Origin of the sequence: Pseudomonas sp. OST1909 (genome assembly GCF_015277575.1) — a bacterium.
GTDB lineage: Bacteria > Pseudomonadota > Gammaproteobacteria > Pseudomonadales > Pseudomonadaceae > Aquipseudomonas > Aquipseudomonas synxantha_A.
This window is the reverse complement of the sequence record NZ_CP063780.1, coordinates 5,903,007-5,916,114: the sequence shown is the minus strand read 5'-3', so window position 1 is coordinate 5,916,114 and position 13,108 is coordinate 5,903,007. Positions and strand designations below refer to the sequence as shown.

The following is a 13,108-nucleotide window of genomic DNA, read 5'->3' as shown; positions in this document are numbered from 1 at the left end:
ATCAGATTGGCTGTCCGCGATCCAATTTGTTGCTGAGGATGATCGAGGTGGTGGTTTTCTCCACACCGTCGACACTGCCGATCTGATCGAGCAGTTGATCCAGTTGTTCCGGCGAATCGGTGCGCAGCCATGCCACGTAATCGAACTCGCCGCTGACCGCACACAACTGCTGCACCTGCGCCATGGCACTCAGCCTGCGCAGCACCTCTTTGCCTGAGCGTGGTTGCACGGTAATCCCCACATAAGCCTGCAAACCCCCATCCGCTACGCGCTGGCCCAGGCGCACGCCGTAACCGGTGATCACCTGGGTTTTCTCCAGGCGTGCCAGGCGTGACGTGACTGTGGTGCGCGCAATCCCCAGTTGCCGGGCAAGCATGGCCACGCTTTCGCGGGCATTGAGCTGCAGGGCGGCGATCAGTTGGCGGTCGATTTCGTCTAAGGCGGGCAAGGGGGGACTCCGGTGCGGACGACAATGAGCACGCATGGTACAGGCTGGGTCCGGCCGAAAGAACCGTTACACCAGACACGCAAAAGCCGCGCAATGCGCGGCTTTCAAGTTGGTGGGCCCAGCAGGACTCGAACCTGCGACCAAGGGATTATGAGTCCCCTGCTCTAACCAACTGAGCTATAGGCCCTCAGTAGGTCGCGGATTATAACGATGGTTTGTTCACTGTGCCATCCGAAAAATCCTCCAGCTTCGTACGAAGGAAGCTCGCGGCAAAAAGCTCCGGCGGCAGGGGCAGGCTGACGATGTAGCCTTGCATCTGTTCACAGCCTTCGGCGGCGAGGAATGTTTGCTGTGCGGGGGTCTCCACGCCTTCGGCAATGATGGTGAATTGCATGCTGTGGCCCAGCGCGATGATGGCGCGCACGATGGCGACGTCGTGGGGATCGTCGGGCAGGCCTCGAACGAAGGATTGGTCGATCTTGAGGAAGTCCAGGGGCAGGCGCTTGAGGTAGCTGAGGGACGAGTAGCCAGTGCCGAAATCATCGATCGCCAGCTGGACGCCCAAGCGTTTGAGTTGATGCAGAACCCCCAGGGCTTCTTCGGCCTGGCTCATGATGAAGTTCTCGGTGATCTCCAATTGCAGGCAGCCAGGTTCAAGGCGGTAATCGCGCAGCAGTTGTTCGATGCGTGACAACAGGTTGGGGTGACGCAGTTGCGCGCCTGCGAGGTTGACCGACAGTGGCCCGAAATCGTCGAAAGCCTCTTGCCAGGCGTGCAACTGCCGACAGGCTTGTTCCAGCACCCAGTCGCCAATTTGCAGGATCGTGCCGTTCTCTTCGGCCAGGGCGATGAAGTGTTCGGGCGGGACGTCGCCCAAGGTGGGGTGACGCCAGCGGATCAGGGCTTCGGCGCCGATCAGCTCTTGGGTCAACAGGCTGCGCTTGGGTTGGTAATAGAGGCTCAGCTCTTCACGTTCGATGGCACGGCGCAGCTCGTGCTCCAGCGCTACGCGTTCATTGGCTTGGGCCGTCAGGTCGCGGGTATAGCTTTCCACACGGTTGCGGCCCTTGGCCTTGGAGCGATACATCGCAGCATCGGCGTTCTTGACCAGAGTAGCGACGTCGGTGCCATCCTGTGGGTAAAGGCTGGTGCCAATACTGGCGCTGATAAAAAACTCATGCTCACCGGCCTGGAATGGGGGGGTAAAGCAGTCGAGCAGCTTGTTCGCCAGATACTGGGCATCGCCGGCCTGCTGCAAGCCGGGCAGCAAGATGATGAATTCATCCCCGCCCAGGCGGGCGACGGTGTCGACGTCGCGCAGTTGCTGCTTGAGGCGTACGGCGATGTCTTTGAGCAGCAGGTCGCCGACCGGGTGGCCGAGGCTGTCGTTGATGTGTTTGAAACGGTCCAGGTCAAGAAACAACACCGCGCCTTGCCTGCCGCTTTCCTGCTGGCCGTTAAGGGCGGCCTGCAGTCGATTTTCAAACAGGGTGCGGTTGGGCAACCCGGTCAGCGGATCGTGGTGGGCCTGATAGTCCAGGCGTGCCTGGGCCAGCTTGAGGCTGGAGATGTCGGCAAACACGGCAACGAAGTGCGTGATCAATTGGTCGCGGTTACGCACGGCGCTGATGGTCAGCCAGCTTGGGTACACCTCGCCGTTCTTGCGGCGGTTGGAAATCTCTCCCTGCCAGTGTCCATGGGCCGTCAATTGGTGCCACATCGCCGCATAGAATGCGCTGTCATGCAGGCCCGAGGCGAGCAAACGCGGGGTATGGCCGAGTGCTTCGATTTCGCTGTAGCCGGTGATCTCACTGAAGGCGCGATTGACGGCACTGATGTTCTGTCGTGTGTCGGTGATCAAGACGCCTTCAGCGGTGCTCTCGAATACCGTGGCGGCCTGTTGCAGTTTTTCCTGCATCTGCTGGCGTTCGGTGATGTCCCGAGCGATGGTCAGCATGCAGTCTTCGTCACCGATGGGCAGCGGGCGACTGGAGACTTCGCAGAGGCGAAGCTGGCCGTCGGCGCGACGGATATGGCAGATGAAATCACGCACGAAGCCGTCGCGCTGCATCAATTCCAGCATGTGCTTGCGTTCGTTGAGATCGACCCAGATACCCAGGTCCAGGGTTGATTGGTCGAGCGAAGAGGCGCTGGTGAAGCCGGTCAGATGGCTGAAACCTTCGTTCACCTCAATCAATAGGCCATCCCTTTGGCGACTCAGCAGCAAGCCGTCGGGGGACGCATGGAACGCCTTGGCGAATTTCTCTTCGGAGGTTTGCAGTTGCTGTTGGGTTTCCTTGAGCTGGGTGATATCGCGCACCACCACCACCAGGGCTTCGGTGGTGTCGAGTTGGAAGGGCTCAGCTGAGATCAGCCCCGTAAACGCTTCGCCGTTGCTGCGCAGAAAGGACATTTCCAGGTTGCGGATACTGGTGGTCTGTACCCGCTGCAGCAAATCCGGCCCGACGCCCTGAATACGCCATATATTCAGATCTGAGGCGGCTTTGCCCACCACCTCGTCGGCGGTCAGGCCAATCTGGTCCTCGAATGCCTTGTTGACCTCCAGCAGGCAGCCATCAGATAGCCTGGCGATCACCAGGATGTCGGGGCATTGCTGGAACACCGACGCGAACTTCTGCTCGGACAGCTGCAGAGCTTCCTCCGTGCGCTTGGCTTCGCTGATATCGATCATCAGGCCGCGCAGCACTGGCTCGTGGCCGTGTTCAATCAGGCTGACAATATCGCGCACCCACAAGCAGCGGCCGTCCGCCGTGATGACCCGGTAATCGACGCTGTGATCACGATTGGCACGGGTTTCCCGGTAGCAGTACGCTTCGGTGCGCGTGAGGTCGGCGGGGTGAATGATGTTGCGCCAGAAGCCCGGAATCAGCCAATGGGCGCGCGGATAGCCGAGCAAGTCTTCGGCATGGGGCGACACATAGCTGTAGGTGAAATCGCTGATGCTCGCTTCCCAGGCGATGGCGGACAAGCTCTCTACCAGGCCGCGATAGTGGTATTCGCTGCTGCGCAGTTCTTGTTCGAGGGCGACCCTGCGGGAGATTTCCGAACTGAGCCGGCGATTGATCCGAATGACCACCGCCAGCACGGTACTGAGCAACAAGACGGCGGGCAGGCCATACATCAGCAGGTCGACCCAGAAGGTGCGGTGATCGGTGAAACTGCCGACCCAATGTTGCTGGATCGCATCGGTTTCGGCTGAGCTAAGGTCGGCGAGGACTTTGTCCAGGATGCCCACCAGCATTTTCTGTTCCTGCGGGACACCCATTGCCAATTGGTAGCGATAGGGCGTTTCGCCGCTGACGTACAAGCCATCGAGCTTGAGTTGGCGCAGGCTCCAGACGCTGGACGCCAAGTCGCCGACGACGGCGTCCACTTCATCGGTGGCCAGGGCTTGCAGCGTCGAACTGACGTTGGGCATCGCCACCAGATTCAGGTCCGGGTGGTGTGTGCGCAGCAATTCATGGGGTGCATAGTTTTCCACCACGGCAATTTTCAGCCCGTACAAATCCTTCAGGTTGCGTGGTTTCGCGCCGCCTTCATGGGCAAGGATGACGATGGGGAAGTCGAGGTAGGGGCGTGTAAAGGCCAGGTAGCTTTGGCGCTCCGGAGTGGACATGATGCCGGGTAGCAAGTCGAGCTGGTTGCTCCGGGCTTGCTCAAGTACAGCGGTCCAGTTTGCCGGTTCGATCAGCTTGATCCTGACACCCAGTCGGTCCTGGATCAGGCGCACATAGTCGGCAGCCAGGCCCTGGTAACGGCCATTCTCATCACGGTATTCGAAGGGTGGCCAGGACGCGTCCACCCCAAGGCGAAGCTCCTGATGGTCCGCCAACCAGCTACGCTCATCCTCCGTGAGAGTCAACGCGCCAGCCGTTGCGGTCCAGGTCAGCAGCGACAGTAGCAACACGGTCGGCAATCTGGGCATAACGGTCTCGTTATGGCACGGGGAATAGTTCGAGTGTAGACGGGCTTTCAGGGGAGGGGTGTTGCGGGGAATTTTATCTGTGCAAAACAAAACCCCCGGCCTGGGCCGGGGGTTCTGGTATCACTCGTCGAGGAAGGAGCGCAGATGCTCGCTTCGCGTCGGGTGGCGCAACTTGCGCAGTGCCTTGGCCTCGATCTGACGGATCCGCTCGCGGGTCACGTCAAATTGCTTACCGACTTCCTCAAGGGTGTGGTCGGTATTCATGTCGATGCCGAAACGCATGCGCAGTACCTTGGCTTCACGGGCAGTGAGGCCGGACAGTACGTCGCGAGTCGCTTCCTTCAGGCTCTCAACGGTGGCGACATCGATTGGCGACTGCATGGTCGAGTCTTCGATGAAGTCACCCAGATGGGAGTCTTCGTCATCACCAATCGGCGTTTCCATGGAGATCGGCTCTTTAGCGATCTTCAATACCTTGCGGATTTTATCCTCAGGCATTTCCATGCGTTCGCCCAGCTCTTCCGGGGTCGGTTCGCGACCCATTTCCTGCAACATCTGCCGGGAAATACGGTTGAGCTTGTTGATGGTCTCGATCATGTGCACCGGAATACGGATGGTGCGGGCCTGGTCGGCGATCGAGCGAGTGATCGCCTGACGGATCCACCAGGTGGCATAAGTCGAGAACTTGTAGCCGCGACGGTATTCGAACTTGTCTACCGCTTTCATCAAGCCGATGTTGCCTTCCTGGATCAGGTCCAGGAACTGCAGGCCACGGTTGGTGTACTTCTTGGCGATCGAGATCACCAGACGCAAGTTCGCTTCAACCATCTCTTTCTTCGCGCGGCGGGCCTTGGCCTCACCGATCGACATGCGACGGTTGATGTCCTTGATTTCAGCAATCGTCAGACCGGTTTCGGTCTCAAGCGCAGTCAGCTTCTGCTGGCAGCGGATGATATCGGGCTGCAGGCGGCCGATGGCTTCGGCGTATTTCGCCTTGCCCTTGGCCAGTGCGTCGGTCCAGCTTTCGTCAACTTCGTTGCCCGGGAACTGGCGCAGGAAGTCGGTACGCGGCATACGGGCATCACGCACGCACAGCTGCATGATCGCACGCTCTTGTGCACGCAGACGCTCAAGGGCGCTACGAACGCGCTCGACCAAACCTTCGAATTGCTTGGGCACCAGCTTGATCGGCATGAACAGCTCAGCCAGCGCCACCAGCTCGGCAATTGCCTGCTTGTTGGAGCGACCATGCTTCTTCAGGGCCTTGCGGGTGATTTCCATTTGATCGGAAACCGCACCGAAACGCTGGGCCGCGACGATTGGGTCCGGGCCGCTTTCGACTTCATCTTCGTCGTCGCTGCTGGCTTCGGCATCGTCGTCTTCGGTGTCGTCATCCGCTTTCGCGGCTTTGGCGTCGACAGGCGGCGGTACTTCGGCGGCAGGCGGCGCAATGCCGTCGTCCGGGTCGATGTAACCGCTCAGGACGTCGGACAGGCGGCCACCTTCGGTGGTGACGCGGGTGTACTCGGAGAGAATGTGGTCAACCGTGCCTGGGAAGTGCGCAATAGCGCCCATCACTTCACGGATGCCCTCTTCGATACGCTTGGCGATTTCGATTTCGCCTTCGCGTGTCAGCAGCTCGACAGTACCCATTTCACGCATATACATGCGCACCGGGTCCGTCGTGCGGCCGATATCGGTCTCTACTGCAGCCAGCGCGGCAGCAGCTTCCTCAGCGGCGGCCTCGTCGGTATCAGCGTCGGCCAGCATAAGGGAATCCTTATCTGGCGCGACTTCGAATACGTTGATCCCCATGTCGTTAATCATGCGGATGATGTCTTCCACCTGCTCTGGATCTGAAATATCCTCAGGCAGGTGGTCGTTGACCTCCGCGTAAGTCAGGTAACCCTGCTCACGACCAAGTGTGATCAACTCTTTGATACGAGACTGCTGTTGCGCTTTTCCGGACATAACACCCTATCCACTGAAGGTCTTGGCGGGCAAAAAACAAGCCGAGGATTATACCCGAGCTATGACCTCACACGCCAGCTGAGGTCGGGTTTGATGCGTAAACATTCTGTTTTAAGAGGTCGCGCATCTGTTTTGCTATCTGAATCTGCTCTTCAGCCGACAATCCCGGCTGCCTTGCTCTCTTAATGAGCTCATCGAGGGTCTGAGTGTGTTGACCCGCAGATAACCTATTAATGGTGTCTAAAAACTGTTGTTCAAGGTTGTCGCCGTCAATTAGCCACTCCTTTTCCGCCAACGCTTTCAATAAACGGCCTTGTTCCGTGCCGTGCCAGCGAGCCATCAGCTGGATTGAGTTTAGCTTGGGATTTTTCTGCACCGCCTCGATCAGGGCAATCAGCACCTGGGCGTAGGTGTTGCTTTCGTTGGCAAAGTGGTCGGCGCTTTCAACCTTGCCGGCCAGTTGTGGGTGATGAATCAGCGTACGCAGCGCAATAAGCGTCGGGGCTTCCACTGCTACGGGTGTGCGTGGAGCGTAGGCTTCATCGCGATCACCGCGCTTGCCGTTTTTGCTCCAGGGTTTCTTGTCCCATTTCTTGCCGCCGGCCCCGGGCTTTTTCGGCGTCCACTCCTGTTGGGGGGCAAAGGCCTCCTGAGGCTGGTGAAAGTCGGCATAGTCCGGCATGGCGTCGTAATCCATGCCTGGATCGTAGGCTGGCGGCGCATCTTGCGGTGCGCTATGCACCAGCTGGCTCACGGCTTCGCCACTCAAACCGGTAATTTCCAGCAGGCGCTGGCGCATCAGCGTGCGCAAATTGGCGCCTGGCACCTTGTCGATCAATGGCGCAGCGAGGGTGGCCATATGAGCCTTGCCTTCGAGCGAGCGCGGGTCGGCTTCTTCGGTCAATTGCTGGAAAAAATAATCCGCCAGCGGCTGCGCATGTTGATTGATGCGCGCACGGAACGCGTCGGTGCCCTCCGAACGGACCAGGGTGTCCGGGTCTTCGCCTTCGGGCAGGAACAGGAAACGTGCGCGGCGCCCGTCCTGCAGGCTTGACAGTGTGGCCTCAAGCGCACGCCAGGCGGCGTTGCGGCCGGCCTGGTCGCCGTCAAAGCAGAACAGCACGCTGGGCACGACGCGGAACAGGCGCTTCAAATGCTCTTCGCTGGTGGCGGTGCCCAGGGTTGCCACGGCGTTGCGCAGACCTTGCTGGGCCAGGGCGATCACGTCCATATAGCCTTCAACCACGATGATTTCGTCGAGGTTGCGGTTGTTCTTGCGCGCTTCGAACAGTCCGTAGAGTTCCTGGCCCTTGTGGAACACCGGGGTTTCCGGGGAGTTCAGGTACTTGGGCTTGTCGTCCCCGAGTACGCGGCCACCGAAGGCGATGATGCGGCCACGGCTGTCGCGGATCGGAAACATCACGCGGTCGCGGAAACGGTCATAACGCTTGCCGGTCTCGGCGTTTTCTATCAGCAGGCCGGCATCGATCATGGCCTTTTGCTGCAGGGTGTCGCTGCTCAGGTGTTTGTACAGGTTGTCCCAGCCGGGCGGGGCGAAGCCGAGGCCGAAGTCGCGGGCGATTTCACCGGTGAGGCCGCGGCCCTTGAGGTAGTCAACGGCGGCCTTGCGCTGCGGATGGCTTTTAAGCGCCTGGCGATAGAAGTCGGCGGCCGCGGTCAGCAGCGGATACAGCGGCGAATCGGTGGGTTGCCGAGGTTTGTGCGGGCGGCCACTTTCTTCCCGGGGGATTTCCATGCCCGCGGCTTTTGCCAGATCCTCGACGGCCTGGGGAAAGTCCAGGTTGTCGTGGTCCATCAGGAAGCCGAGGGCGTTGCCGCCAGCGCCGCAACCGAAGCAATAATAGAACTGCTTGTCGGGGCTGACACTGAATGACGGCGTTTTTTCTTTATGGAACGGGCAGCAGGCGGTGTAGTTTTTGCCGGCTTTTTTCAGCTGTACGCGTGAGCTGACAACATCGACGATGTCGGTGCGGTTCAGAAGGTCGTCAATAAAGCTCTGGGGAATCAGCCCGGCCATGGCGTTCTCGTCATCACTGCGTGTAAATGAGGGCCCGTGAAGTGTTCAAGCGCACGTATGGAGTGCTTGATCATCATCGTCTGCATGGGTCTTCAGGAAGTGTATCTGCCGAATATTCACTGAGGGTAGTTTCTGATCAGTGTTCGGCATGGAAATGTTGCCCGGGCGTCCGGTCTAGGCCAACGGTGGGCCTCGGAAACGCATCGATGGGCACAGCCGATACAGTTGATCGCCTGCTTGAAGAATAGGTGTGCTCGTCAGTAGCCTTGTTAGGCTCGTCAGAAGAGACGTGCACCGCTGGCAAAAGAGCCAGCCCTGACGTGTGAAGCAGTGTCTCGGTCGCATGTGCGGCGTCGACGGTGAAGCATCAAGCGATATCCGCAAATGCCAACAGCCCGGCTGAGGGCCGGGCTTGGCAGAAGCTTGCTACGAACGTCTGTGTATTAGTACAGACGAACGGCGCGGCGCTGTTCGCGCTGAACTTTCTTGGCGTGACGCTTAACAGCGGCTGCTGCTTTACGCTTACGCTCAGAAGTTGGCTTCTCATAAAATTCGCGGCTACGAACTTCAGCCAGAACACCGGCTTTTTCGCAGGAGCGCTTGAAACGACGCAGAGCTACGTCGAAGGGTTCGTTCTCTTTTACTTTGACGGCTGGCATCCAGAGCTACCTTCTTTCATTACCGGGAATCAACGTTCTCGTCGCAAAAAATTCGCGGCTGAGGTCGTCGGTTTTTAAGGGTTGCGGATGTTAACCCCTCATTGGCCGGAATGCAAAGCCTCTGATCGAAAACCGCTAGTCGGGAGGGGGAGTGGCGACTATTATGCGCGCCTTCGAATTCAGCCTCTACAAGGCGCAAACCCATGCTAGTACTGGGACTTGAAACCTCCTGCGACGAAACCGGAGTCGCACTATACGACAGTGAACGCGGGCTTTTGGCCGATGCACTGTTCAGTCAGATCGACCTGCACCGCGCCTATGGCGGCGTGGTTCCGGAGCTGGCCAGCCGTGATCATGTCAAACGCATGCTGCCGTTGATTCGCCAGGTGCTGGATGAGGCCGGCTGTGTGCCGACCGAGATCGACGCCATCGCCTACACGGCAGGCCCCGGATTGGTCGGAGCCCTTCTGGTTGGGGCTTCTTGCGCCCAGGCGCTGGCTTTTGCCTGGGGTATTCCCGCCCTTGGCGTGCACCACATGGAAGGCCATTTGCTGGCGCCGATGTTGGAAAAAACACCTCCAGAGTTCCCGTTCGTCGCTTTGTTGGTGTCGGGTGGTCATACGCAGTTGGTTCAGGTCGATGGAATCGGCCAATACACGCTGTTGGGCGAGTCCCTGGATGATGCCGCCGGTGAAGCGTTCGACAAAACCGCGAAGATGATGGGGCTTAACTATCCCGGTGGTCCGGAAATCGCCCGTCTGGCCGAGAAAGGCGTCGCCGGGCGCTACGTTTTCCCGCGTCCGATGTGTGATCGGCCGGGGCTGATGTTCAGTTTCAGCGGTTTGAAAACGTCCGCGCTGAATACCTGGCAGCAGAGCGTCAGCGCCGGGGACGACGGTCAGCAAGCCCGTTGCGACATCGCACTGGCGTTCCAGCAGGCCGTGGTAGAGACTTTGACCATCAAGTGCAAGCGCGCCCTCAAGCAGGCAGGTATGAAGCGGCTGGTGATCGCAGGCGGCGTCAGCGCCAATAAGGCATTGCGCAGTTCGCTTGAAAAAATGCTCGGCGACATGCAAGGCCATGTGTTCTACGCCCGCCCGGAATTCTGCACTGACAACGGCGCGATGATTGCCTACGCCGGCTGCCAGCGCTTGCAGGCCGGGCAGCATGAAAGCCTGGCGATCAGCGTGCAGGCGCGCTGGCCGATGGAGCAGTTGCCGCCGCTGTAGGGCTTACGTGAACCGGTTTCGCCCGGCGTATTTAAAAATGCCGTTCGCGCCCGGCAAATAGGTCGCGTAGATTGCCGCGGTGGCGCCAGACGATCAGCAGCGTCAGCACGCTCATCGGCAGTAACGCCTGCGGTGCCTGCCAGGCCAACAGCGGCAGGGTAAGCGGCGTGGCAATCAGCGCGGCCAACGAGCTGGTACGGGTCAGGTAGAACGTCAGCAGCCAGGCGAGCATGGCCAGCAATGCTGCCGGTGGGTAAATGCCCAGCAGCATCCCGGCCGCGGTGGCGACACCCTTGCCACCGCGAAAGCGGAAGTACAATGGGAACAGGTGACCGAGGACGGCGCATATGCCCACCCAGGCCTGCTGTTGCAAGGTAAGGCCGGCGAGACTGGCGATCAGCACGGGCAGCAGGCCCTTGCAAACGTCGCCCAGCAGGGTCAGGACGGCAAGTTTCTTGCCGGCCAGACGCAACATATTGGTGGCGCCGGCATTGCCTGAGCCACTCATTCGCGGGTCGGGATTTCCCGTCAGGCGGCTGAGCAAAATGGCGAAGGACAGCGAGCCGAGCAGGTAGGCGAAAATCGCCAGTGACCAAAACATGCTAACTATTCCGGGCGAGGACGCCCTGATTCTAACGGGGCATCGCGCCCTTGTCGTGCTGCGGAGAAGAGTGCTTGGACAGAGTGTTTATCGAAGGCCTGGAAGTGGACACCGTGATCGGGGCCTACGACTGGGAGCGCGGCATCCGTCAATGCCTGCGCCTGGACCTGAGCTTTGCTTGGGATAATCGCCCGGCCGCCGCGGGTGATGACCTGACCCTGGCGCTCGACTACGCCAGTGTATCCGCGCGTATCCAGGCCTTTGCCGAGCAGTCCCGGTATCAGTTGGTGGAAACCTTTGCCGAGCGCCTGGCCGAAGTGCTGATGAGCGAATTCCAGATTCCCTGGTTGCACCTCAAGTTGACCAAGCCAGGCGCGGTGCCCGCTGCCAAGGGCGTGGGCGTGGAGATCGAGCGCGGATGTCGTTGACTCAGGTTTACCTCGGGCTTGGCAGCAACATCGAGCGCGAGAGCCGTCTATGTGCCGGCCTGGATGCGCTGGCAGGGTTCCTGACGCAGATGCGCTGCTCGGCGGTGTTCGAGAGCCAGCCGGTGGGTATCAAGAGCGGGCCGTTTTTCAACCTGGTGGTGTCGGCCTATACCGACCTGCCGTTGATGGAGCTGGACCGTCGACTCAAACTCATCGAGGCCGATAATGGCCGGTATGCACCTGGTCGCAAAGGGTTACCGCTGGATATCGATGTGCTGTTGTATGGCGACTTGGTGGGGGATTTTGATGGATTGATCCTGCCGCGAGCAGAAATTCTTAAAAACGCTTTTGTGTTGTGGCCGCTTTCGATGATGGCGCCGGACCGTGTTCACCCTGAGGCAGGCAAGACAATGGCCGAGCTGTGGCGCGATGCGCAGATCGACCAGGTGCTGGCGCCTGTCGGCTTTGAGTGGCAAGGCCAGCAACTTACACCGGACAATCTCCTGTAGGAGCCGAGCTTGCCACAAAGACCGTGACTACGGTGAAGGCTGTGCCTTGTAGGCTTTCAGCGCGTTCAGCCGTTCGCGCTTGAGCGCTTCTCCCAGCTCGGGGCCTTTGAAACCTTTTTCCAGCAGTGGTGCGACCGGTACTTCGCGTGCAGCCTTTGCCGCGCCGCGCAAATAATCCGCCTGTGGATAACTGCGCTGCTCAAGACCCTTGCGGCCCCGGGCATCCATTTCGCAGGCCATCACAAACTCTTCGAAGCGTTGCGGCCGGCGGTACACGTCAAAGCTTTGCAGCAACTCCAGCAAAGTCGAGGCTTTCAGCTCCAGCGCTCGATGCCCATGGGTATGATATTGCCCCACCAGCAAGGCCAATTCCTGGCAATCCCTAGGTACCTTGAAGCGTTCGTTCACCGCCTTGATCAGCTTCAAGCCACGGTGCTCATGGGCAATATGCTGCGGCAACTTATCCACAGGCGTCAGGCCCTTGCCCAAATCGTGCAGCAGGCAACCCCAGCGTACGGTCAGCGGCTGTTTGTGCAATGCAGCTTGTTCCAGCACGCTCAAGGTGTGTACGCCAGTATCTATTTCCGGGTGATGGGCTTCGGGTTGCGGTACGCCGAACAGGGCATCTACCTCCGGCATCAGGGTTTTCAGCGCATCGCAGTCGCGTAGCACCTGGATGAAAACCTGTGGCTGATCCTCCATCAGTGCGCGGGAGATTTCTTTCCAGCTGCGCTCGGGGGTAAGGGCCTCCAGTTCGCCGGACTCACTGAGCTGGCGCATCAATTCCAGCGTCTCGGGTGCGACCTTGAAACCCAGGTGTGCATAACGTGCGGCAAAGCGGGCGACGCGGAGTACTCGCAGGGGATCTTCGGCGAACGCGGGGGAAACATGACGCAAAATGCGCGCTTCAAGATCGCGTTGGCCGTGATAAGGGTCGGTCAGGGTGCCGTCATCGTCTTCTGCCATGGCATTGATGGTCAGGTCGCGACGAATCAGGTCTTCCTCCAGCGTGACATCGGGGCTCGCGTGAAACACAAAACCACCGTAGCCTCGGCCACTCTTGCGTTCGGTGCGGGCGAGGGCGTACTCATCGCCGTTTTTCGGGTCGAGAAATACCGGGAAATCGGCCCCTACGGGCTTATAGCCTTTGGCGAGCATCTCTTCGGTGGTTGCACCTACGACGACACGATCGATATCGGTGACCTTGATGCCCAGCAGGCGATCACGCACCGCACCGCCGACTTTGTAGATTTTCATGAAAAAGCCTCCATTAGCGGCA

Annotated in this window: 10 protein-coding genes and 1 tRNA gene; 3 read left to right on the top strand and 8 right to left on the bottom strand. The window is 59.5% G+C overall.

What is annotated here, in order from left to right; translation table 11 throughout:
• Position 1 precedes the first annotated feature (1 nt).
• The 6 genes from IH404_RS25895 to rpsU all read right to left on the bottom strand — a co-directional run bounded on the left by IH404_RS25895 (position 2) and on the right by rpsU (position 9,062).
• On the bottom strand, positions 2–448 hold the full coding sequence (locus IH404_RS25895; protein WP_003194755.1) for an Lrp/AsnC family transcriptional regulator: 447 nt from the start codon (positions 446–448) through the stop codon (positions 2–4).
• 110 nt (positions 449–558) lie between these two features.
• Positions 559–635 (bottom strand) — tRNA-Ile (locus tag IH404_RS25890).
• A 15-nt stretch (positions 636–650) separates the two neighbouring features.
• Positions 651–4,394 carry a bifunctional diguanylate cyclase/phosphodiesterase gene (locus IH404_RS25885; RefSeq protein ID WP_122735995.1) on the bottom strand — a complete coding sequence of 1,248 codons (3,744 nt, stop codon included), beginning with the start codon at positions 4,392–4,394 and terminating at the stop codon, positions 651–653.
• Between the two features lie 120 nt (positions 4,395–4,514).
• Positions 4,515–6,365: an RNA polymerase sigma factor RpoD gene (gene rpoD / locus IH404_RS25880; RefSeq protein WP_194439405.1), complete on the bottom strand. Its 1,851-nt coding sequence runs from the start codon at positions 6,363–6,365 to the stop codon at positions 4,515–4,517.
• Between the two features lie 67 nt (positions 6,366–6,432).
• Complete coding sequence (gene dnaG / locus IH404_RS25875; protein ID WP_005792066.1) at positions 6,433–8,403, bottom strand: DNA primase; 1,971 nt, start codon at positions 8,401–8,403, stop codon at positions 6,433–6,435.
• Positions 8,404–8,846: 443 nt separating this feature from the next.
• Positions 8,847–9,062 carry a 30S ribosomal protein S21 gene (gene rpsU, locus IH404_RS25870; RefSeq protein ID WP_002551877.1) on the bottom strand — a complete coding sequence of 72 codons (216 nt, stop codon included), beginning with the start codon at positions 9,060–9,062 and terminating at the stop codon, positions 8,847–8,849.
• A gap of 203 nt (positions 9,063–9,265) precedes the next feature.
• On the opposite strand from rpsU, the gene tsaD reads away from it, so the two are divergent.
• Positions 9,266–10,291 (top strand): tRNA (adenosine(37)-N6)-threonylcarbamoyltransferase complex transferase subunit TsaD, encoded by a 1,026-nt coding sequence (tsaD, locus tag IH404_RS25865; protein ID WP_005792063.1) that lies wholly within the window; start codon positions 9,266–9,268, stop codon positions 10,289–10,291.
• Between the two features lie 31 nt (positions 10,292–10,322).
• On the opposite strand, the gene plsY is transcribed toward tsaD, so the two are convergent.
• Positions 10,323–10,892, bottom strand: a complete 570-nt coding sequence (plsY, locus tag IH404_RS25860) for a glycerol-3-phosphate 1-O-acyltransferase PlsY (RefSeq protein WP_005792062.1) — start codon at positions 10,890–10,892, stop codon at positions 10,323–10,325.
• Between the two features lie 74 nt (positions 10,893–10,966).
• Here plsY and folB point away from each other — a divergent pair, with 74 nt between their 5' ends.
• Together folB and folK are read left to right on the top strand one after the other, a co-directional pair.
• The gene (folB, locus tag IH404_RS25855) at positions 10,967–11,320 is read left to right on the top strand and encodes a dihydroneopterin aldolase (RefSeq protein ID WP_032803736.1); all 354 of its coding nucleotides are present in this window, start codon (positions 10,967–10,969) and stop codon (positions 11,318–11,320) included.
• On the top strand, positions 11,311–11,829 hold the full coding sequence (gene folK, locus IH404_RS25850) for a 2-amino-4-hydroxy-6-hydroxymethyldihydropteridine diphosphokinase (protein WP_194439403.1): 519 nt from the start codon (positions 11,311–11,313) through the stop codon (positions 11,827–11,829). The genes folB and folK overlap by 10 nt, the downstream gene beginning before the upstream one ends.
• 27 nt (positions 11,830–11,856) lie before the next feature.
• Here folK and IH404_RS25845 read toward each other — a convergent pair whose 3' ends face one another.
• Positions 11,857–13,086: a multifunctional CCA addition/repair protein gene (locus tag IH404_RS25845; RefSeq protein WP_194439401.1), complete on the bottom strand. Its 1,230-nt coding sequence runs from the start codon at positions 13,084–13,086 to the stop codon at positions 11,857–11,859.
• Positions 13,087–13,108 lie beyond the last annotated feature (22 nt).